The following is a 20,552-nucleotide window of genomic DNA, read 5'->3' on the forward strand; positions in this document are numbered from 1 at the left end:
GTGAGTCTTGCCCGGCTTCCAGCGCTTTGCGGCTGGCAAGTCCTTGCCATGGCGTGGACTTGCCGTCATCAGGCCTTCACGTCGGGCGTTACCGGCCGATAGACCCTTGGCATGTCCTCCCCCTCTCAGTCTTCTGCCTTCCGGCGCAGACGCTGGCAGTTGATCTCGACTGCCACCGTGGTGCCGCTTCTGGCGTCGGGGCTCGCAGTTCTGCAAGCGCCCGCACAAGCTGCTCCGAGCAAGCCCACCGTTCCCGCCAAGCCCTCGGCGACCCACAAGGTCACCCTGGTCACCGGCGACGTCGTCACGGTCACCACGATGGCCGACGGCAAGCAGACCGCCGACGTCGACCGGCCGGACAGCGCCGTCGGCGGCGTAAAGATCCAGGAGATCAAGGGTGACCTGTTCGTCATCCCGGACGAGGCGGTGCCGCTGCTGGGCAGGGACAAGCTGGACCGTCGGCTGTTCAACGTCACCGACCTGATCGAGATGGGCTACGACGACGCGAAGTCGGCCGCGGTGCCGCTGATCGCGACGTACGCCCAGCCGAAGTCCCGCTCGGCCGTCGAGCCGACGGCCCCTCGCGGCAGCAAGCTGACCCGCAAGCTCAAAGGCATCCACGGTGCCGCGCTCAGCACCGAGAAGCGGCAAGCCCGCACCTTCTGGACCACCGTCGCGCCGCAGGGCAGCGCGAAGTTGGGCGCGGGTGTGGCGAAGCTGTGGCTCGACGGTCGTGTCAAGGCCAACCTGAAGGAGAGCGTGCCGCTGATCGGCGCGCCCGAGGCTTGGGCGGCCGGCTACACCGGCAAGGGTGTCAAGGTCGCGTTGCTCGACACCGGCATCGATGTCAACCACCCCGACTTGGCCGGCCTGATCGACGGCACGACCAGCTTCGTGCCGGGTGAGGGCGTCACCGACCTCAACGGGCACGGCACGCATGTGGCAAGCACGATCGTCGGCTCCGGCGCCGCCTCCGGCGGCGACTACAACGGCGTCGCCCCCGGCGCCGACCTGTTCGTCGGCAAGGTGCTCGGCGGCGCGGAGGGCTACGGCCAGGACTCCTGGGTCATGGCCGGCATGCAGTGGGCCGCCGAATCCGGTGCGGACGTCGTCAACATGAGCCTCGGCGACACCTACCCGACGGACGGCAGCGACCCGATGTCGCAGGAGGTCGACGCGCTGTCCGCGCAGTACGGCACGCTCTTCGTCATCGCCGCCGGGAACGCGGGCCCGGAGAGCATCTCCTCCCCGGGCGCGGCCGCCTCGGCGCTGACCGTGGCCGCCACGGACAAGCAGGACCAGCTCGCGTCCTTCTCCAGCACCGGCCCACTGGCCTACTCCGGCGGCATGAAGCCGGACATCGCGGCGCCCGGCGTGGACATCACCGCGGCCCGCTCGCAGGACATGACCGACGGTGGTGAGGGCCTCTACCGCACCCTCAGCGGCACCTCGATGGCCACCCCGCACGTGGTCGGCGCGGCGGCGATCCTGGCGCAGCAGCACCCGGACTGGACCGGCGCGCAGCTCAAGGAACACCTGATGAGCACCGCGAAGGGCCTGGACGACGGGTACTCGCCGTACGAGGTCGGCACCGGCCGTGTCGACGTGGCCGCCGCCGTGCGCACCACGGTCCGCGGCACCGGATCGCTCTTCTTCGGCAACTACACATGGCCGCACGAGCCGACCGACGTCGCCGTCACGAAGGACCTGACCTTCACCAACACAGGTTCGGCCGATGTCACGCTGAACCTGGCGCTGACCGACGACGGCGGCCCGTTCACACTGGGAGCGACCAAGGTGACCGTCCCGGCGGGCGGCACCGCCGCCGTCCCGGTGACCGGTGACCCGCAAGCCGCCTCGGCCGGCCGGCACGTCGGCTACGTCATAGGCACCGACGCGGCCACCGGGAAGCCGGTGACCCGCACGTCCGTGGCGCTGCTCAAGGAAGAGGAGCGCTACGACCTGAACATCAACCTGGTCGGCCGGGACGGCAAGCCCGCCGCCGGCTGGGTCACGGTCAACCTGGCCGGCGACTTCTGGCCGTGGAACGTCTACGTCGACGGCTCGACCACCATGCGCATGGCACCCGGCTTGTACACCGTCGCGGGGTACCTCGACGTGGCCGGCGAGAAGGCAGACCGCTCGGGTCTGGCCGTGCTGGTCGACCCGGAGACCGTGCTCAAGGACCGCTCCATGGACGTGGTGCTGGACGCGCGCAAGGCACGCCTACTGCAGACCGAGGCGCCGCAGCGCACCCAGGACCGCCAGCGCAAGGTCGACTTCAACGTCCACTACAAGGGCCTCGACCCCTTCACGGACTACCGCAGCGCGTACGTGCTGCCGCCGACGTACGACGATGTCTACGTCGCCCCGACGAAGCCGATGAAGCAGGGCGAGTTCATGCTGACCACCCGCTGGCGCAAGGGCGAGCCGCAGCTCAGCCTGAGCGCAATGGGGGGTCGGCTCCGCTTCGAGGCACTGGTGCAGGCGGGCAGCACCCTGGACACGGCCACGGACAAACTGGACGCCGTCTACGCGGGCAACGGCGCGGCGGCCGAATACAAGAAGGTCAAGGCCAAGGGCAAGGTCGTCGTCATCAAGCGCAGCGACGAGGTCTCGCCGCAGGAGCGCGCCGAGGCCGCGGTCGCGGCTGGCGCCAAGGCACTGATCGTGGTCAACGACGGTGTCGGCGCCCTGATGGAGTACGTCGGCGAGTCGACCATCCCAGTCGCCACCGTGCACCGCGACGCGGGCAGGACCCTTGTCGCGATGGCCAAGGCCGGCATCCTGAAGCTGACCGCGAAGCAGACCGAGTACACGCCGTTCGTCTACGACCTGACCCGGGACTACCCCGGCCAGGTGCCGAACCGGGCCCTCGTCTACAAGCCGACCAAGCGTGACCTCGCCCGGATCGATGCCCGCTACTACTCGGCCACGGACGGCGGACTGGCGGAAGGCTACCGGTCCGACTTCACCCTCAGCCCGTCGTTCAACCTCCCCGAGCGCGAGTGGCATCCGGGCACCCGCACCGAGTGGGTGACTCCGGGTCAGGTCTGGAGGGAGTTCCACACGCAGGGCGTCGACGGACCGCTGCCGTGGTCGATGGTGTCGGGCGACAACACGTATGCGAAGGGCAGCACCACCCGTCTGGACTGGTTCGCCCCGGCGACCCGGCCAGGCCAGAGCGAGTCCTTCGGTGTGTACAACTCCCGTTGGCAGAACTACATGACCTGGAACGTGCAGGCGTGGGCCTCCGCCAGCGACAACATGCGGCTGGGCGGCTACCTGCCGTGGGGGGAGACGCCGTCCCATCTGCAGATCTTCCAGGGCGACACGCTGATCCACGACAACCCGGTCAGCGGAGACATGCAGTGGGAGGAGGTACCAGCGGGCAACCTGCCCTACCGCGCCGTCCTCGACGCGGAGCGACCCGGTGACGTCTTCCGGCTGTCGACGCGCACCCACACCGAGTGGACGTTCATGTCCGACACCGTCGACTCGGACTCCTTCGAGCCGTTCTCGGTGCTGAACCTGGACTACAAGCTCGAGTCGGACCTGCACGGCGACGTCAAGGCCGAAGCGGCCCAGAAGATCTCGCTCAAGCCGGTGTCGATGGACCTCGGCACCGTGCCTGGCACCGTCACCAAGGTGAAGCTGGACGTCTCGTACGACGACGGCGCCACCTGGCAGAAGGTGACCCTGGCCAAGGGCGCCCACGGCTACTGGACGGGTTCGTTCAGGACAGCGAAGAAGCCCGGCGGCTTCCTCTCGGTCCGCGCGAGCGCCGGGACGGACAGCGGCTTCAGCGTCAAGAACGAGATCATCCGGGCGTACGGCCTGCGATGAACCGCACTGTCGGGCCCCGGGGAGCCGACTCCCCGGGGCCCTTCCCCTCACACCTACTCCCAGCAGGAACTATTCAGGGCCTGCCACCATGGCGCATACTCTCCCCGCTGCGGCAAGCGAAAGAGAGTCGGTCGCCGATGCTGGATGTTCTGGGTCTCGACCCCGATGAAGAGCACGTCTACCGGGCACTGCTCGGACGGCCCGACTCCACCGCCACGCTGCTGTCGGATCTGCTCGTCGTATCGCGAGCCGACCTCAACAGGGCCTTGTCCCGTCTGGTCGAGTGGGGACTGGTGATCAGGTCGGCGGATGAGCAGTTCACCGCCGCGCCGCCGGCCATGGCGCTCGGCGCTCTCATCAGCCAGCGCCGAGACGGGCTGCGGATGGCCGAGCAGGCGCTGGTGACCTTCGCCGAGGAACACCGGGCGGCGATGACCGGAAGCAGCATCAACGATCTGATCGAAGTCGTCACCGGCGTCGACGCCATCCGACATCGCTTCCTCCAGGTGCAGCAGGCAGCCCGCACACAGGTCCGCAGCTTCATCACCGCACCGTTCCTCGCCGTGCCGCCCGACGAGAACACGGCCGAACCCGTGGCCATCGGCCGCGGCGTGCACTTCAGAGCGGTACTGGACCGGGCCGTGCTGGCAGAGCCTGGCATCATCACCGATGCGATCGATTCACTGCGCAACGGCGTGGAACTGCGTGTCGCCGACCAGTTGCCGATGAAACTCGTACTGGCCGACGCCGACCTCGGCCTTGTCCCCCTCGCGGTCACACCGGCCGGAGAGCCCGGTGCCGTGATGCTGCACCGCAGCGGCCTGTTGGATGCTCTGGACGCGCTGTTCGAGACGGTATGGCGCACCGCCCACCCGCTCGAACTGTCGGACTCCGGCGGAGAAGCCGAAACCACCGTCGAGCTCGGTGCGGAAGGCCCGACCGACCTCGACCGGAGAATCCTCGCACTACTGCTGGCGGGCCTCACCGATCCAACCGCCGCGACACAACTCGGACTGTCACCGCGCACGCTGCACCGACGACTACGCCGCCTCATGGACATAGCCGGAGTCCGGACCCGGATGCAGCTCGGCGGCTATGCCATTCGACACGGGTGGGTGGCGCCACACTGAGCAGGCGTCAGGCCGGTTAGGGGGCGGCTGGAAACACAGCCGCATCCGCTATCGGCCTGACCGGGACCGGCCGGCCACGCCCTGGCTGTCGGCCGTGCGCCTGCCGATAACTCATCCGCCCAGATCACCCGCTCCCAGCCGGCGTCAGCGACCGCGCCATGACAGCCCCCGTGATGCTGTGCCTTGCCTACCTAGCCGTTACCAACACCTTCGCAGCGCTACGCCTGCTACCGACGAGCCACCGGGAGAAGGACGTTGAGATCTTGGCGCTTCGACACCAGCTCGGCGTCCTCAAGTGGCAACTCGGCCCGCGGAAGCCAACGTTCTCCCCCGGAGACCGCGCCTTCCTCGCAGCCCTCCTGGCCCCGCTGCCCCGCACAGTGCTGCACACTGCGCCTGCTGGTCCGCCCAGACACCATGCTGCGCTGGCACCGCGACCCGGCCAAGCGGCATCACGCGAACGCCTCCCGCCCGAGACAGCCCGGACGGCCGCCCACCGCCCGCTCCATCCGACGATCGGTCCTGCGCCTGGTACGCGAGAACCCTGTCCCGCGTGAAAACCCGGGTTCGCGTAGCTGATCAGGTACGTCGCGCCTCGGCTCTGGCGGGCGTCGCGGTCACGCGGACTGCTGGTACTCATTGATCAGGCCGCCGAGATGCCGAGTACGACGGATGCGATCGGCCAGCGGGATAACCGGGACCAGCTCTCCTGCCTCTACGGCCTGGGGAGGTCGTTGCTGGAGGGACTGGTGGGGCCGATGCCGGTTGTAGTGATCTGCATAGGTGTCCAGCACGGTCCGCAGGTGCCGCTCGTTGAGGATGACCATCCGATCGGTGCACTCGCGACGGACGCTGCCCACCCAGCGCTCCGCGAACGCGTTCGCCTTCGGCGATCGTGGCGGGGAAAGCAGGACCTGCACGCCCGCGCCGCCCAGGACAGCGTCGAACGAGTCGGAGAACTTCCCTGTGGGGCTCGTAAAGTCGTCGCTGCACGTCGGAGCCGTAATCGGCCGCGGCTGGCAGGATGACCCGGTGATCATCTCGCTGCTGTACAAGGTGGCCCGCAGGCTGCTGTCCGTCCCCGGCGTGCTGCTGCGCCATGACACAGAGAAGGACGCGGAGGTGCTGGTGCTGCGGCACGAGAACACGGTGCTACGGCGGCAGTTGAAGACCCAGGTTCGCTACGAACCCTCCGACCGGCTGTGGTTTGCGGCGCTGTCCTCCCTGATACCCCGTCACCGCTGGAGCCGGGTCTTCCCGGTCACCCCAGGCACGCTGCCGGCCTGGAATCGCCAGCTGATCGCTGCGAAGTGGGACTACAGCGCGCGGCGCGCACGCACCGGTCGCCCGCCCACCACGGCCACCCTCAAGCGCCTGGTGCTGCAACTGGCACACGAGAACCCGCGGTGGGGGCACCGGAGAATTCAAGGAGAACTCGCCCGGCTCGGGCACCCCATTGCCTCCTCCACCGTGTGGAAGGTCCTCAACGCCTCTGGCCTCGGCCCGGCCCCACGCCGCACCGGCCCGACCTGGCGCGATTTCCTGATCGCGCAGGCCGACGGCATCGTGGCCGCGGACTTCTTCCATCTGGACCGTGCTGGGGAAGCGTCTGTACGCCATGGCGTTCCTGGAGCACGGCACCCGCAGACTGCACGTGACCGGGGCGACCGCGCACCCTGCGGCCGGGTGGGTGGTGCAGCAGGCCCGCAACACCACCGTCAGCCTCGGCGAGCGCGATCGGTCACCGCGGTTCCTGTTGCGCGATCGGGATGCGAAGTACACCGCGGCCTTTGATGCCGTCTTCGCAGCGGAGGAGGCCGAGGTGCTGCTCAGCGCACCCCGGGCGCCGCGGATGAACGCGCACTGCGAGCGAGTTATCGGCACCATCCGTCGCGAAGCCCTCGACCACGTCCTGATCCTGAACGAGGCCCACGCCACACGGGTACTGGCTGAGTTCGCCCGGCACTACAACACACATCGGCCACACCGTGCTCGGCACCAGCGACCTCCCGAGGCCACCGAGCCGACCACCCCCGTCCACAACCTCGAAGACCGCAGACTCCTCCGAACCCGTATCCTCGGCGGCACCATCAACGAGTACCGATATGCGGGCTGAGCAGCAGCGATGGCTTTTCGAGCCCCACAGGCCTGGACGACGTTGTGTGACCTGTGGGGGTGGCTCAGCCCCAAGGTGTCTCAGGCGGCGCAGCTCCCATGGACGAGACGTGACGGGCGTCGCGGCCACGTGCCGCAGCGGCCGCTCAGAGGTGGCCGTCCAGGAACTTCCGCATCTCGGCGGCGGTCATAGGCCCCGTGCCGTGCGCCACCGCCTCTCCCTCCTTCAGCAGGACGTAGGACGGGGCTCCGGTGATCCCGTATCGCTCGGTCGCGGCCGGACAACGTGTGATGTCGGCGCGGACGGCCGTCAGGCGGCCCGCGTAGTCGTCGGCGATGCCACCCACGACGAGGTCCATCACCCGGCAGGGCTCGATCACCTTGGGCCATGTCCCGGTGAAGTACGCGAGGACCGGAACTCCGCTCATCCCGAGGATGAAATTGAACTCCGCGTCCTCACGGGGTCGGTGAACCCGCTTCGCCATGGAAACTCCTGACCTCACGTTCCGTCATGCCATCCTCATCATCCCTCGCGCGGTGTGCCAGGCAGGCCCGGACGGTCGACGTACGCGTCAGCCGTCCCGAAGTCCGACCGCCAGCGTCAGTTCAAGAACCCGGTGTGGCGATGCGAGATCCGGAAACAGCTCCCGCAGCTGCGACATCCGGTACCGGACTGTCTGGGGATGGACGAACAACGCCGCCGCCACCTCGTCCCGCCTGCCCTGGTGCAGCAGCCACTCCCGCAGCGTCTCCTCCAGCCGCCGTGCGGTCGCGACAGGCAAGGTCCGCAACGGTGCGAGGGCTCGGGCACGCAGGTCTGCGAACGCGTCCACGTCGGCGCTCAGCACCAGCTCGGGCAGGTGGTCCTCGGTGTCGCGAATATCAGAGGAGAGGGAGCGCGCGCGTACGGCTCGTGCGTACGAGGCGGACGCACGAGTCCATGGCCGGGCCGGGCCGGTCACGGCGGTGCGGTCGGTCAGCTGCCGCAAGAGATGTGATCGGTCGGCATCGGGGACGAGCAGCACACCGGTGGCGTCCGGCAGATCGTCGAGGACGAGAGTGCTCGGGTCGAGCGCGCGGTAGGCAGGCCGGGCCTGGGCGGCGGGCAGCAGGACCGCGGTCAGCGAAACCGGAGGCTGCCACCCGGCCCGTTGAGCAGAGGCCAGCAGCACGTCCGGGCTCGCGCCGGCGAGGAGGTCGCGGGTCAGGTGTTCCAGGTGGCGCTCGTGGGCCCTGCCCCGGGCGGCCAGTTCGTCGGCGTGGCCCGCGGCGCTCGCGGCGGAGAGTTCGTCGATGTAGGCGAAGGTCAGTTCGGCGAACTTGGCGACCTCGGCGGCGGGCAGACCTGCGGGGACGGCACCCGCTGCCAGGCATCGCCAGGCCACGCGGGCGCCGACGCGGTAGGCGCTGAGCAGGGCGTCCATCGAACGGCCGTCGCGCACCTCGCCGCGGCCCAGCTCGTAGGCCGCATCACCGCCGTCGCCGCCTGTGGCGTTCCCGCTCGCGAGGTCCAGATAGTGCCCCAGGGCGGTGCGGACTGCTCGGCGGATGGTGGCGCCCATGCGGCCCGAAAGGGCGTTGGCGTAGGGAGGGACCTCGTCGATGATCGCCTGGACGATCTCGTCGGCGGTGGTCTTCAGCGCGGCCCGAAGTGCGGTGACCGTCGTCTCGTCCAGGGCCAGTTCGCTGGCCCTCCGGATTGCATGGTTCACGTTTTTGTTCCCTGCGAACAATTCAGCCAGCCAGATTTACGTCCTGCGGTCAGGACTTTACGCCTTGCGGCGCACCAAGCTGGAGCCATGACGAGTACAGCCCTCCGCAGCAGGGCGTGGAAACTGCTGGAGATGGTCACGACGCCGCTGCTGCCGTCGGACTACCTCGACCTGGTCAGCCCGCTGCGTGCGGGCGCCGACCTGCGTGGGCGCATCGAGGCCGTGCACCCCGAGACAGGTGACGCCGCGACCATCGTGATCAGGCCGGGCCGGGGCTGGCGCGGCCACACAGCCGGTCAGTACGTGCGGATCGGGGTCGACGTCGACGGGGTGCGCCTGTGGCGTGCCTACTCCATCACCTCGCCTACACATCGCCAGGACGGCCGCGTCACGATCACCGTGAAGGCGATCCCGGACGGCAAGGTCAGCAACCACCTGGTCCGCAGGGCGGCACCGGGCACGCTGATCCAGCTCGACCAGCCGACCGGTGACTTCGTGCTGCCGCGGGCCAAGCCCGCCAAGGTGCTCTATCTGACGGCCGGCAGCGGCATCACGCCCGTGATGGGCATGCTGCGCGACACCGAGTTCGACGACGTCGTCATGGTCCACTGCGCGCCACAGCCGCAAGACGTGATCTTCCGGGGCGAACTGCACGACCTGGTCGCGGACAAGAAGCTGCGGCTCACCGAGGTCCACACCGACACAGACGGCATGCTCGACATCGTCCGTCTCGACGAACTCGTGCCCGACTGGGCCGAGCGCGAGACCTGGGCTTGCGGGCCCGCGGGCCTGCTCGACGCCGCCGAAATGCACTGGACCGAGCATGGCGTCCACGAGCGCCTGCACACCGAACGCTTCCGCCCCGGCATCGTCGTCGCCGGCGGCGGCGGCGGCGGCGAGGTCACGTTCAGCGCCACCGGCAAGACCGTCGACGCGGACGGCGCTACGCCGTTGCTGGACATCGGCGAGGAGGCCGGCGTGCTCATGCCCTCCGGGTGCCGCATGGGCATCTGCTTCGGCTGCGTCACGCCGCTCAAGGCGGGCGCCGTCCGCGACCTGCGTACCGGCGAGATCACCGAGGCCGAGCCGGGCGTCCTCATCCAGACCTGTGTGTCCGCCGCGGCGGGCCCCTGCGACATCGAACGGTAGGACCACCTTGACCGCCATCGACCCCACCGCCCACCTGACCGCGGAGCAGATCGAGGAGCTCGGCCGCGAGCTGGACGCGATCCGCGACGACGTGATCGCCGGCCGCGGCGAGAAGGACGCCGCCTATATCCGCAAGGTCATCTCGGCGCAGCGCAAGCTCGAGCTGGTCAGCCGGGGCGTGCTGCTGTTCTCGATCTTCCCGCCCGCGTGGCTGCTCGGCACCGCCGGCCTGTCCGTGGCGAAGATCATGGACAACATGGAGATCGGCCACAACATCCTGCACGGCCAGTGGGACTGGATGCGAGACCCGAAGATCCACTCCACCACCTGGGAGTGGGATCACGTCTCGCCGTCCGCGCAGTGGAAGCACTCGCACAACGAGCTGCACCACACATACACCAACGTGATCGGCAAGGACAACGACCTCGGCTACGGCATCATGCGCGTCGACGAGGACCAGAGGTGGCACCCGTTCCACCTCGGCCAGCCGCTGTGGAACTTCATCAACGCCTGCTTCTTCGAGTACGGCATCGCCGCGTACGACCTGGAGCTCGGCAAGAACCTGCACAAGCGCCGCCGCAAAAATCCGGAGTTCCGCGCGCGGGCCAAAGCCGTGGGCCGCAAGATCCGCAAGCAGGTGCTCAAGGACTACGTGATCCACCCGCTGCTTTCGGGCCCGTCGTTCCTCCCCACGCTCGCCGCCACGTTCACCGCGAACCTGGTCCGCAACGTCTGGTCCCACTCGGTGATCATGTGCGGGCACTTCCCCGAGGGCGTACAGGTCTTCGAGCGCCGGTCGATCAAGGGCGAGACGCGCGGCCAGTGGTACCTGCGCCAGATGATGGGCTCGGCGAACATCAGCGGCAGCAGGGCCATGCACTTCATGACTGGCAACCTGTCGCACCAGATCGAGCACCACCTGTTCCCGGACCTGCCGAGCAACCGGTACGCCGAGGTCGCGGTGAAGGTGCGCGCGCTGTTCGAAAAGTACGAGCTGGAGTACGTCACCGGGCCGCTGCCCAAGCAGGTGTTCTCCGCGTGGCACAAGGTCTTCCGGCTCTCGCTGCCGAACAAGAAGCCCAAGGTCAAGACGCCGGACCGCGAGCAGGAGCTCGTCGCGGCCTGATTCCCGGTATCGGTTCAGATCTTTCGGCCGTACCGGCGGCACCGCCGGGTTCGCCCGGAAACCCACGCCGGCCCCGGCCCCGCGCCTCAGACCGCTTCAGCCTCAGATCGCCTCGGCCTCAGGGCGGACGACCTGCTCGGCGAAGGTGCCGAGTCGCGTGGCCAATTGTTCGAGCGCGGCGGCCGCGTAGTGGTCGGGGCTCCAGCACGCGTGGATGGGGAGCTGGACGGGGGCGCCGTCGAGGTCGAGGACGAGCACGGGACGGGTGCCGAAGCGCGGCAGCTCGGTCCCGATCGCGACGCCACGCCGCCCCGCTGCCAGGGCGTGGCGCATCTGCTCCCACGGGACCTCGGTGTGGCGTCGGTACCGGAGCCGGGCCGCGGTGACGGCCGCGTCGAGAACGGTGCGCGTCGGGTCCGTCGGGCCCGGGAGGAGGAGGGGCTGCTCCATCAGCTCGTCAAGGGTGACGCCGGTGTCGCGGGCCCAGGGGTGGCCCGGGGGGACGTAGGCGTGGAGCGGTACGCGGGTGAGGTGCTGCCAGGCGAGGCCGCCCGCGGGGGGCACGTTCGCGGCGATGCCGAAGTCGTGCCCGGCGGCGACCGCCTCGTGCACCTCGTCGCCGAGGACCGAGACGACGGCGATGAACGGGTCGTCGTCGCCAAGGGTGGCGACGAACGGGGCGAGGACATAGTCCAGCGTGGTGGGGGCGGCCACGCAGGTGATCCGGGTCAGCTGTCCGTCGGCCAGCTGACCGGCGACCGTCGTCAGCCGGTCGGCCCGGGTGAGCAGGTCGTGCGCCACGTCGAGCGTGTGGCGGCCCGCGTCGGTGAGGGACAGCCGGTGCCCGTTGCGGCGGAAGAGCGTGACGCCGAGGTCGCGCTCGAGGCGCTGGATCTGGCGGGACACCGCGGGCTGGGCGATGTGCAGGTGCTCGGCGGCGGCCGTGACGGTACCGAGTCGCGCGACGGTCAGAAAGCAGCGCAGGTGGCGGAGTTCCATGCCTCATCATGCCGAAACGGCATGGTCGTGGGTAGTGGTTAGGTCTTGGACAGGCGTAGCCGGCCGGGATCACCATTTCCCCCATGACCATGACCTCCTGCGACGTCTCGTCCGGCAACTGGCTCACCCCGCCCCACCACCGGCTCGGCCTGCACCGGGTCGAGGACGTGGTCCCCTGCGCGCCCATCGCTCGCGGTGAGGCTCCGGTACGCGTACTGGAGCCCGCGCGCGAGCCCCTGAACTGGGACCTGCTGACCCTGCCGGGCCCTGACGGGGCGCCGGTCGGTGCGGAGGAGTTCCTCACCCGCACGCACACCGACGGCATCCTCGTACTGCGCGGCGACACGGTCCTCGCAGAGCGCTACTTCGGTGAGTTCACCGCCGCGTCCCGCCACATCGTGATGTCCATATCGAAGTCCTTCGCCGGCATGCTGGCCGGGGTGCTGGCCGCCGCCGGCCTCCTCGACATCGAGGCGAGGGTCCCGACGTACGTCCCTGAACTGGCGGCGGGTTCCTACGCCGGCGCCACCGTGGGACAGCTGCTCGACATGACCGCGGCGCCGCACTACGACATGTCGTACCTGGAGCCCACCGCCGAAGTCCACGCGGGCGACCGCGCCGCCGGATGGCGGACGCGGCGGCCCGGGGACGTGGTCGGCACCCGGACGTTCCTGGCCGGGTTGCGCGGCGCCGGCCGGCACGGCGCCGGCTTCCAGTACTGCTCGGGGACCACCGACGTCCTCGCGTGGGTGCTCGAACGCGCCGGCGGCGCGGGCTACGGCGAGCTGATGCGGCGTCATCTCTGGTCGTGGATCGGCGCCGAGGACGACGCCTTCGTCACGGTCGACGACAACGGAACGCCGTACGCGTGTGCCGGGATGGGGATGCGCCTGCGCGATCTCGCGCGATTCGGGCGCCTGATTCTCGACGACGGGTGGCGCGAGGGCACACCGGTGGTGCCGGCTGACTGGATCGCGCGGACGCGCCGCGGAGGGGACTTCGCGACCACGGCCGAGTCCGACGCGGCGGCGGGCGGCACCTACAAGAACCAGTGGTGGATCCCGGGCGACGACCACGGGTCCTTCTACGGCGTCGGCATCTTCGGCCAGTACCTCTGGCTCGACCCGCGGACCGACGTCGTCATCGCGAAGTTCTCCGCCACCGACCAGCCGGTCGCCGACACCCCCGCTCACCTGGACGCGCTGGGCGCCATCGCCCGTGCCGCCGCCCTGATCCCGCAGGAGGCATGAGATGGACGAGATGGGTGTGATGGGTGAGATGGGCGAGACGGTTGGGACGGACCGCAAGAGATCACACGGCGCATCGATCGAGCAGCACTCGATCGACTACGTCCCGCCGGAGGAGCGCCACGGCAAGCCGTGGCACCTGTTCACGGTCTGGTTCTCCAGCAACGTGCAGATCACCGGGTTCGTCACCGGCGTCCTGGCGGTCACCCTCGGACTCGATCTTCCCTGGGCCGTCGCCACCATCCTGATCGGCAACCTCGCCGGTGCCGTGTTCATGGCCTACCACTCGATCCAGGGTCCCCGTCTGGGCGTGCCCCAGATGATCCAGAGCCGTGCGCAGTTCGGATTCCTCGGCACGCTGCTGCCGGTCGTGATCGTCCTGTGCATGTACCTCGGATTCGGTATCGAGGGCGGCGTCATCACCGGGCAGGCGTTCGCGAACTGGGCCCACATCTCGTTCACCTGGTCGGTGATCATCCAGGGCGCGGTCCCGGCGGTCATCGCCATCGTCGGGTACAAGGTCATCCACCTGTCGACCCGGGTGGTCAGCGTGGTCTCGGGGTTGCTGTTCCTCGCCCTCACGTTCGCGCTGGCCGGTCACTTGCCGGACCACCTGCCGAGCAGCCCGACCCCGTCGTTCGGCACCGTCCTGCTCGTCATCTCGATCTTCGTCTCGTGGCAGCTGACCTGGGCGCCGTACGTCTCGGACTACTCCCGCTACCTTCCCGAGGACACCCCGTCGCGGACCACGTTCCTGTGGACCTACGCCGGCTCGGCACTCGGCTCCTCCTGGGTGATGATCCTCGGCGCGTTCGCCGCCACGATCAGCGCCAAGGCGGTGGGCGACGACACCATCGGCATGCTCGGCCAGCAGATCCCGGGGCTGAGTTCGGCCATCCTGCTCGCCATCGTCATCGGCATCGTCCCGGCCGGCGTGTACGGCTACTACGGCATGTACCTCACCGCGATCAGTGCCTTCTCGGCCAAGGGCCACGGCTCGGCGACGCCGCTGGTGCGCGCCGTCTTCATCGTGGTGAGCGCGGCACTCACGATCGCGGCCACGCTGATGGCGAGCGGCCACATCCTGAGCACCGTCGAGAACATCACATTGTTCCTGCTGTACCTGCTGGTGCCGTGGACCGCCATCAACCTCACCGACTACTACGTCGTACGGCGCGGCCACTACGACGTCGGCGAACTCTTCCGGCCCCGGGGCGCGTACGGACTGGTGAACTGGCCGGCCGTCCTTGTCTACCTGGCCGCCGTCGCGGCGCAGATCCCCTTCATCAGCAGCACCCTCTACACCGGGCCGATGGTGGCCCACCTGGGCGGCGCCGACATCTCCTGGATCGTCGGCCTGCTGGTGGCGACGGTGCTGTACCTGGCCTGTACGCGGCGCACCGCAGAGGTCGCGCGACCCGTCGGCGCGCGAGCATCTGCACCCGGCTCGGACGCGCCGCTTCCGGTCGACTGAGCGTCGGTCGGGGAACTGTCCCGCCTCACCGGCGTCACCGTCGTGCAGGACATGGAACAGGCCGCACGGACCCAGCACGGGCCCCGGCAAGCGTCACAACTCACCTGGCCCGTGCGGCCCTTCGCGCGTCATGCGCCGACCGCGATCAGCGCCGTCTCCCTAGAAGCGTCACATCGGGACGGGCTTGATCACCGCAAAGACGACGCCCTGCGGGTCCTGGACGACGGCCATCCGGCCCGCGACGAAGTCGAACGGCGGGACGAGCACGTTGCCCTCGGCCTTCACCAGCGCGTCCACCACGCTGTCGGTGTCGTCCACCGCGAAGTAGGTGAGCCAGTGCGGGGGCACCCCGGGCGGCGTGCCCTCCATGGTGGTCATGCCGCCGACGGGGCGGCCGCCCACGTTCATCGAGTGGTAGTCCGCCATGCCGGCGCCCTCCATCGGGGCGGAGCCGAGGCCGAGCGCCCTCTGGTAGAAGGCCGAGGCGGCAGGGATGTCCGAGGTGTGCAGCTCGTTCCAGGTGAGCGCGCCGGGCTCGTTGACCACCTGGGCACCGTAGAAGTCGACGGGCTGCCAGACGCCGAAGACGGCCCCTGTCGGGTCGGCCGCGACGCACATCCGGCCGACCGTGCCCACGTCCATCACCGGGAACATCACCGTGCCGCCGGCCGCGGTGATCACGGCCTGGGTGGCGTCCGCGTCAACGCTGGCCAAGTAGGTGGTCCACACCGTGGGCGGGGTGGGGTCCCCTTCGTTCATCGGCTGGGCCTTCATGATCCCGGCCACCGGCTTGCCGTTCAGCGTGCACATCGCGTACCCGCCGAACTCGGGCGGGCCGATCTCGCCCTGACAGCCGAACAGGTCCCGGTAGAAGTCGAGCGCCGCCTGCTGATCAGAGGCCATCAGATCGACCCAGCAGGGCGTTGCCCTTGCCGAATACCTCATCCATGCACGTGGGAGCGGGTCGCGGCGCTGGCTGAGGCTGCTCAAGTCGCAGCTATCGCTTGGCGGTGGTGGGCGAGGCATGATGATCAGTCGTGCTTCTGAGACTGGCGTACCTGGGTGTGACGAACGCGTTCGCGATGCTGCGACTGCTACCGATGAGCGATCGTGAGAAAGATGCCGAGATCCTGGCCTTGCGCCACCAGATCGGCGTTCTCGAACGGCAGCTGAACGGGCAGCAACTTCGGTTCCACGCGAGCGACCGCGCGTTCCTGGCGTCGCTCCTCCATGACCTGCCACGAGAGGTGCTGCGTCAGATGCGCCTGCTGGTGAGGCCAGACACGGTACTTCGATGGCACCGCAACGCCATCGCCCGCCGACACGCCGCTCAGTCCCAGCCGAAACGCGGAGGCCGGCCTGCGCTTGCCGAGAACCCCGTCCGCGCAGGTCACGTGGCATGTTCGTATTCGTGGAGGATGCCGCCGAGGCGTTGGCATTTCCGTATGTCGAGGTGGGCTATCTGCTCCGGGTCAGCGAGCGGGACAGGCAGCGGCCGGAGCGGACGGGCGTTGGCGATGCCCTCGCGAGGCCGGTGGCCGTTGTAGAACGAACTCCCGTAGGGCGTGCAGGAGATGACGCTGGCCCCAGACCAAGGTGCGGTCCAGGAGTTCGCGCCGACAGGTCTGCACCCACCTCGCCATGATGGTGTTCATTCGCGGCATCCGGACGCCGCTGAGCACGACCTCGAGCGGATCCTCGCGGGCGCGTTCCGCCCCGGTGACCGGCTGCGAGAGAGCGCGATCGCCGCCGAGCTCGGCATCGCCCGCAACACGGTCCGCGAGGCGGTGCGCCTACTCGAACACGGCGGCCTGGTCCGCTTCGACGGCAACCGCGGCGCCGTGACCTTCTCCCCCACACCCGCGACGGCCGACGAGCTCTACACCGCGCGCAAACACCTCGAGTCGGCGGCACTGGCGACACCCTTGACAGATGGTCAGCTCGCCACGGTGGAGCGGGCGTTCGCTGACTTCGTCGCGGCCGCCGGCACACGAGAGCGCGCGGACACCGTCGCCGCGGACCTCGCCTTCCACGCGTCGATCGTCGCGACCCTCGACAACAGCCGCATCGACTCCTTCTACGCAACGCTCACCCGTGAGCTGCGCTTCTACCTCATGGCCCTGTCCGCACACGAACGCGAGAGCGAGAACCCCAGCAAGGTGGTCGCCGAACACGAACCACTGATGGCCGCGATCCGCACGGGGGACGCGGGGCGGGCACAGCGCGAGGCCAGGCATCACATCGCAACCAATGCAGCCCGGGTACAGGGGATTTTGGCGGATCGCGACGGCGACTGACGCCATAGGCCGGCACGCCATGTCGCGATCAAGGCGACCGAGGAGTTCTCGTGAGCGGAGCCGGACGAAGTGTTCGGCGGGGAAGTACGCCTTGTCGGCGCGGACCTTGACCGGTCGCCGACGGGGCGGGGCGATGCTGGTCGACGATCCCCGTAGCCCGGATCACCGTGGCCTGGGCGGTGGCAGTAGCGGCGGTGAAGCCGGCCCGGTCGGGATCCGGATCCGAGCAGGATCGAGCGGCATCGACCATCGCGTGGCGCAGTCGACACACTCCTGGCACCGACGAGACCGACTCAGCGGTGCCCGCAACCCGAGCCGCGCCTGATTCGCTCGCCGTTACGCGCTTGCCAACAGCCCTGCGAGCTCGCGCACATCGCCCGTCGCGGCCAGGCCGAACGCGGCGTCCTCCAGCACCCGTGTCCGTTCCGGTGCGAGGACCCGCCCGGCCAGTGCACGAAACTTCTCCCGGACGGCCGGTTCGGTGAGCGGGTTCCCCGGCGAGCCGCTGGCCTGGGTGATCCGTCGCGCCCAGCATCCCCCGCCGGTACCGGTCACGGTGACGACCGGTTCCTCGGTGGCCGGCATCTCCTCGTCGACCTCGAGTGCGATCCGCTCCATGGCGGCGCGCAGCTCAGACCCAGTCCTGCGCTCCTGCGCGTACGCGTCGAGTCCCGCATGCCCATGGGCGAGTACGGCGGCCACCGCGTAGGGAAGGCTCAGCTGCGCCGCGGCGAGCGTCGCGGTCGACCGGCCCCCGCACATGCCGTGCAGGAACGGGCTGAGGCGCACGTGGACGGAGGCGATGTCCGCCGCGGCCAGCCGCTGCTCGGCCATGATCGCGAACAGCGCGTCGACGGACGAGTGGGTGCCGCGGCACGAGGCGTATGGCTTGAGAGAACTGCGCATGATCTTCCAGTTGCGGCCCAACTCCTTGGTTAGCGCGGCTGGTTCGGCATCCCGGCCGGCGTAAGTGGAGAGCAGACCGCCCCAGGTGTCGTCGAGCAGGGCCGAAGGGCCCTTCATCCCGGCTGCCGCGAGGCGTGCCGCGAGCAGACCGCTCTCGGCGGCGCGGCCCGCGTGCAGGCGTTTGGCCATGGCTCCGTCGTGGACGAAGGCCCACAGTCCCGCGCTGCCGCTGGAGGCCAGGCCGAGGGCCGCCTGCGCCTCTCGGGCGGGGAGGCCGAGGACGTGTGCCGCGGCGGCTGCCGCGCCGAAGGGACCGCAGGTTCCGGTGGAGTGCCAGCCGGCCCCGTTGTGCGCCTCGTAGCCGCCGAGTGCTTCGAGCATCCGGCGGCCCACGTCGTAGCCGAGGACGATCGCGGTGAGCAGGCGGGCGCCGCTCACCGGGGAGGTACTGGCGTCGGCAGCCGCGAGCGCGGCGGGTACGACGACCGCGCCCGAGTGGTCGCAGCCGCCGGTGTCGTCGACCTCGTAGGCGTGGCTGGAGATGCCGTTCACCAGAGCGGCCGCTCTGGGGGTGAGCCGCTCTCCCGTCCCCCACACCGGGCAGTCGCCCCTCTCGTCGCCGAGCACCGACAGCGCGATCCGGGTCTCCTCGCTGTGCGCCCCGGCGAGCCCGGCGCCCAGCGTGTCCAGGAGGTGAACGGTTGCCTTGCGCATGACGGCGTCCGGCAGATCGTCGTACGTGGTGTCGGCAATCAGGTCCGCGAGATGGTCCAACGGCGCGGCGGTCATGCGGCGCCCTCCCGCTCCGCCGTCAGCCGTGCGAACAGGTCGGCGGGGTGTCCTGGGTCGTTGGCCGGGTGCTGCGCCCGCCACCGGTCGGCGATCTGCGATCCGGTCGCGAGCCAGACGTCCGGGTGGCCTTGGATGTGGGTGATGAGCTCCCGGACGAGTCCGATCCTGCCCGGCGTGCCCGTCACCTCGGGGTGCAGGCGCAGCACGTAGCAGAGCCCGAAGCGGTGGTACGCGGTGAACTCCTGGGTCCAGTTGCCGAGGACGTGTGCGTACGACGCGATGCGCGACTGCCCCGTCGGGAAGGGCGGTTCGAGGTTGAAGAAGAAGTACTGGTGATCCTCGAGTTCGTACTGGACCGGGATCTCGACGACGCCGTGCGTGCCGGGGTGGAGGTAGGGCAGATCGTCGCCGGGTGACGACGAGGACCAGTCGATGCCGAATCCGGTGAGCCGACTGCCGAGACCCGGCTTCCACTCCCCCGCCGGGGTGCGGAATCCGCGCACGTTCGAGCCGGTCACCTGGCGGAGCCGGTCCGCTCCGTCGCGGGCGGCGCGGGTCTGTTCGTCGAGCGTCAGGTCCTGGAAGTCTTCGTGCGTATCGCCGTGACAGGCGAGTTCGTGTCCGGCCGCGGCGATGCGTCGCACTGCCTCTGGGTGCCTCTCGGCGTTGCGTCCAGGTACGAACCACGTGGTGGGGATGGCGAGTTCGGCGAAGAGGCCGAGCAGCCGGTCGATGCCGCGGTCGGTTCCGTACCTGCCGACGGACAGGGTCTTGCCCCGGTCCGCGGTGGCGGGCGAGCCGCTGAGGATGGCGAGATCGGCGTCGTGGTCGACGCTGATCATGACGGCGGCGCGGGCGTCGTTCGGCCAACGGCCTCGGATGTCCTTCATGTGGCCGCCACCTGCGCTCCCTGCCCGCTCTCGATCCACCATTCGGCCACGTCGTCACAGCGCGCGAACCAGACGTCGTCGTGTGCCCGCGTGTGGGCGATCAGTTCCTCCAGGATCAGCAGCCGGCCAGGCCTGCCCGAGACCTTCGGGTGGAAGAGAGTGGTCAGGCAGAGCCCTTCGGCGCGGTATCCGTCGAACTCGCGCTTCCAGTTGTCGAGCGTCAACGCGTAACTGGCGATCCGGTCCTGGCCGCTGGGGTAGTCGGGGTTGCGGTGGTAGGCGAGGAAGGCATAGTCGTCGAGGTCCCAGCGTGCCGGGATCTCCACCAGGTCGGTGGTGACGCCGTCGACGGTGTGCCGGTAGGGGCGGTCGTCGCCGCGCATCGAGCTCGAATAGCGGAACCCGTGGTCGCGCAGGATGCGCGGGGTCTCGGGGTGCCAGTCGCCGGACGGGGAGCGGAAGCCGGTGGCCTCGGTGCCCAGGACGTCGCGGAACACGCGCTGGCTGCGGGTGATGACGTCCGCCTGTTCGTCGGCCGTCAGGTCGTAGTAGCACTCGTGGCGGTAGCCGTGGTGGGCGACCTCGTGACCGCGCTCGACGATCTGACGGCAAGCCTGCGGCCAGTGCTCCACCACCCAGGCGGGTGTGAAGAACGTGGCGGGGACACCGGCGTCGTCGAGAAGGTCGAGCAGGCGGGGCAGCGCCCGGTGCGGGCCGTAGCCGCCCAGGGCGAAGTAGCCGGGCCGGTCCCATAGGGAACCGTCGAGCATGGCTCCGCCTGTGGGGCCGTCCAGGTCGAAGGCGAGGGCGACCGCGCTGCGGCGCCCGTAGGGCCAGCGCGGCGGGCGCGGGTCGGCGGGGGTGTGCAT

The 20,552-nt window shown here is 69.5% G+C and carries 16 protein-coding genes and 2 pseudogenes; 8 read left to right on the plus strand and 10 right to left on the minus strand.

Features of this window, described 5'->3' with window-relative positions:
• The first annotated feature begins 111 nt into the window (after window positions 1-111).
• Both AC07EJ_RS29705 and AC07EJ_RS29710 read left to right on the plus strand, forming a co-directional pair.
• Window positions 112-3,846, plus strand: coding sequence for a S8 family serine peptidase (locus AC07EJ_RS29705; protein WP_478885414.1), 3,735 nt, complete (start codon window positions 112-114; stop codon window positions 3,844-3,846).
• Between the two features lie 137 nt (window positions 3,847-3,983).
• Window positions 3,984-4,976: a helix-turn-helix domain-containing protein gene (locus AC07EJ_RS29710; protein WP_478885415.1), complete on the plus strand. Its 993-nt coding sequence runs from the start codon at window positions 3,984-3,986 to the stop codon at window positions 4,974-4,976.
• A 617-nt stretch (window positions 4,977-5,593) separates the two neighbouring features.
• Here AC07EJ_RS29710 and AC07EJ_RS29715 read toward each other — a convergent pair.
• A complete protein-coding gene (locus AC07EJ_RS29715; RefSeq protein WP_393587229.1) occupies window positions 5,594-6,016 on the minus strand; it encodes an integrase core domain-containing protein in 423 nt (140 codons plus the stop codon).
• On the opposite strand from AC07EJ_RS29715, the pseudogene AC07EJ_RS29720 reads away from it, so the two are divergent.
• Window positions 6,009-7,092: pseudogene (locus AC07EJ_RS29720) on the plus strand (integrase core domain-containing protein). The gene AC07EJ_RS29715 and the pseudogene AC07EJ_RS29720 sit on opposite strands and share 8 nt — an antisense overlap.
• A 145-nt stretch (window positions 7,093-7,237) precedes the next feature.
• Here the strand turns inward: AC07EJ_RS29720 and AC07EJ_RS29725 are convergent.
• Window positions 7,238-7,576, minus strand: coding sequence for a thioredoxin family protein (locus AC07EJ_RS29725; protein WP_389489966.1), 339 nt, complete (start codon window positions 7,574-7,576; stop codon window positions 7,238-7,240).
• 87 nt (window positions 7,577-7,663) lie between these two features.
• Window positions 7,664-8,803 (minus strand): PucR family transcriptional regulator, encoded by a 1,140-nt coding sequence (locus tag AC07EJ_RS29730; protein WP_389489964.1) that lies wholly within the window; start codon window positions 8,801-8,803, stop codon window positions 7,664-7,666.
• A gap of 87 nt (window positions 8,804-8,890) precedes the next feature.
• Here AC07EJ_RS29730 and AC07EJ_RS29735 point away from each other — a divergent pair, with 87 nt between their 5' ends.
• Window positions 8,891-9,952, plus strand: a complete 1,062-nt coding sequence (locus tag AC07EJ_RS29735; protein WP_478885416.1) for a ferredoxin reductase — start codon at window positions 8,891-8,893, stop codon at window positions 9,950-9,952.
• Between the two features lie 7 nt (window positions 9,953-9,959).
• Window positions 9,960-11,078 (plus strand): fatty acid desaturase family protein, encoded by a 1,119-nt coding sequence (locus AC07EJ_RS29740; RefSeq protein WP_389489959.1) that lies wholly within the window; start codon window positions 9,960-9,962, stop codon window positions 11,076-11,078.
• A gap of 102 nt (window positions 11,079-11,180) precedes the next feature.
• Here the strand turns inward: AC07EJ_RS29740 and AC07EJ_RS29745 are convergent, their stop codons facing one another.
• On the minus strand, window positions 11,181-12,077 hold the full coding sequence (locus AC07EJ_RS29745; RefSeq protein ID WP_389489956.1) for a LysR family transcriptional regulator: 897 nt from the start codon (window positions 12,075-12,077) through the stop codon (window positions 11,181-11,183).
• A gap of 83 nt (window positions 12,078-12,160) precedes the next feature.
• Here AC07EJ_RS29745 and AC07EJ_RS29750 point away from each other — a divergent pair, with 83 nt between their 5' ends.
• Window positions 12,161-13,327, plus strand: a complete 1,167-nt coding sequence (locus AC07EJ_RS29750; protein ID WP_389489954.1) for a serine hydrolase domain-containing protein — start codon at window positions 12,161-12,163, stop codon at window positions 13,325-13,327.
• A gap of 1 nt (window position 13,328) precedes the next feature.
• Entirely contained in the window at window positions 13,329-14,798 is a 1,470-nt protein-coding gene (locus tag AC07EJ_RS29755; RefSeq protein WP_389489951.1) for a purine-cytosine permease family protein, read from the plus strand.
• A 168-nt stretch (window positions 14,799-14,966) separates the two neighbouring features.
• On the opposite strand, the gene AC07EJ_RS29760 is transcribed toward AC07EJ_RS29755, so the two are convergent.
• From AC07EJ_RS29760 to AC07EJ_RS29770, 3 genes and pseudogenes are all read right to left on the minus strand, one after another.
• Window positions 14,967-15,701, minus strand: coding sequence for a VOC family protein (locus AC07EJ_RS29760; protein WP_478885417.1), 735 nt, complete (start codon window positions 15,699-15,701; stop codon window positions 14,967-14,969).
• A gap of 191 nt (window positions 15,702-15,892) precedes the next feature.
• Window positions 15,893-16,192 carry a hypothetical protein gene (locus tag AC07EJ_RS29765; RefSeq protein ID WP_389489949.1) on the minus strand — a complete coding sequence of 100 codons (300 nt, stop codon included), beginning with the start codon at window positions 16,190-16,192 and terminating at the stop codon, window positions 15,893-15,895.
• Window positions 16,189-16,489, minus strand: a pseudogene (locus AC07EJ_RS29770) (integrase core domain-containing protein); the annotation flags it as partial. The pseudogene AC07EJ_RS29770 and the gene AC07EJ_RS29765, both read right to left, overlap by 4 nt.
• Here AC07EJ_RS29770 and AC07EJ_RS29775 point away from each other — a divergent pair.
• Window positions 16,373-17,095 (plus strand): GntR family transcriptional regulator, encoded by a 723-nt coding sequence (locus AC07EJ_RS29775; RefSeq protein WP_478885418.1) that lies wholly within the window; start codon window positions 16,373-16,375, stop codon window positions 17,093-17,095. The pseudogene AC07EJ_RS29770 and the gene AC07EJ_RS29775 overlap by 117 nt on opposite strands.
• Before the next feature lie 336 nt (window positions 17,096-17,431).
• Here the strand turns inward: AC07EJ_RS29775 and AC07EJ_RS29780 are convergent, their stop codons facing one another.
• The 3 genes from AC07EJ_RS29780 to AC07EJ_RS29790 are packed head-to-tail and all read right to left on the minus strand — an operon-like array spanning window position 17,432 to window position 20,552.
• Window positions 17,432-18,790 carry an MmgE/PrpD family protein gene (locus AC07EJ_RS29780; RefSeq protein WP_478885419.1) on the minus strand — a complete coding sequence of 453 codons (1,359 nt, stop codon included), beginning with the start codon at window positions 18,788-18,790 and terminating at the stop codon, window positions 17,432-17,434.
• On the minus strand, window positions 18,787-19,683 hold the full coding sequence (locus AC07EJ_RS29785) for a polysaccharide deacetylase family protein (protein ID WP_389489941.1): 897 nt from the start codon (window positions 19,681-19,683) through the stop codon (window positions 18,787-18,789). Before AC07EJ_RS29785 ends, AC07EJ_RS29780 begins: the two co-directional genes overlap by 4 nt.
• Window positions 19,680-20,552 (minus strand): polysaccharide deacetylase family protein, encoded by an 873-nt coding sequence (locus tag AC07EJ_RS29790; RefSeq protein WP_478885420.1) that lies wholly within the window; start codon window positions 20,550-20,552, stop codon window positions 19,680-19,682. Before AC07EJ_RS29790 ends, AC07EJ_RS29785 begins: the two co-directional genes overlap by 4 nt.

It is taken from the genome of Streptomyces sp. NPDC045026 (assembly GCF_056432625.1).

Excerpts from the sequence above, each read along its gene's own strand:
- AC07EJ_RS29760 (WP_478885417.1), bottom strand. The coding sequence starts at position 15,701 with ATGGCCTCTGATCAGCAGGCGGCGCTCGACTTCTACCGGGACCTGTTC.
- AC07EJ_RS29785 (WP_389489941.1), bottom strand. The coding sequence starts at position 19,683 with ATGAAGGACATCCGAGGCCGTTGGCCGAACGACGCCCGCGCCGCCGTC.
- AC07EJ_RS29715 (WP_393587229.1), bottom strand. The coding sequence starts at position 6,016 with ATGATCACCGGGTCATCCTGCCAGCCGCGGCCGATTACGGCTCCGACG.
- AC07EJ_RS29750 (WP_389489954.1), top strand. The coding sequence starts at position 12,161 with ATGACCATGACCTCCTGCGACGTCTCGTCCGGCAACTGGCTCACCCCG.
- AC07EJ_RS29725 (WP_389489966.1), bottom strand. The coding sequence starts at position 7,576 with ATGGCGAAGCGGGTTCACCGACCCCGTGAGGACGCGGAGTTCAATTTC.
- AC07EJ_RS29755 (WP_389489951.1), top strand. The coding sequence starts at position 13,329 with ATGGACGAGATGGGTGTGATGGGTGAGATGGGCGAGACGGTTGGGACG.
- AC07EJ_RS29780 (WP_478885419.1), bottom strand. The coding sequence starts at position 18,790 with ATGACCGCCGCGCCGTTGGACCATCTCGCGGACCTGATTGCCGACACC.
- AC07EJ_RS29705 (WP_478885414.1), top strand. The coding sequence starts at position 112 with ATGTCCTCCCCCTCTCAGTCTTCTGCCTTCCGGCGCAGACGCTGGCAG.
- AC07EJ_RS29745 (WP_389489956.1), bottom strand. The coding sequence starts at position 12,077 with ATGGAACTCCGCCACCTGCGCTGCTTTCTGACCGTCGCGCGACTCGGT.
- AC07EJ_RS29735 (WP_478885416.1), top strand. The coding sequence starts at position 8,891 with ATGACGAGTACAGCCCTCCGCAGCAGGGCGTGGAAACTGCTGGAGATG.
- AC07EJ_RS29775 (WP_478885418.1), top strand. The coding sequence starts at position 16,373 with ATGACGCTGGCCCCAGACCAAGGTGCGGTCCAGGAGTTCGCGCCGACA.
- AC07EJ_RS29710 (WP_478885415.1), top strand. The coding sequence starts at position 3,984 with ATGCTGGATGTTCTGGGTCTCGACCCCGATGAAGAGCACGTCTACCGG.
- AC07EJ_RS29790 (WP_478885420.1), bottom strand. The coding sequence starts at position 20,552 with ATGCACACCCCCGCCGACCCGCGCCCGCCGCGCTGGCCCTACGGGCGC.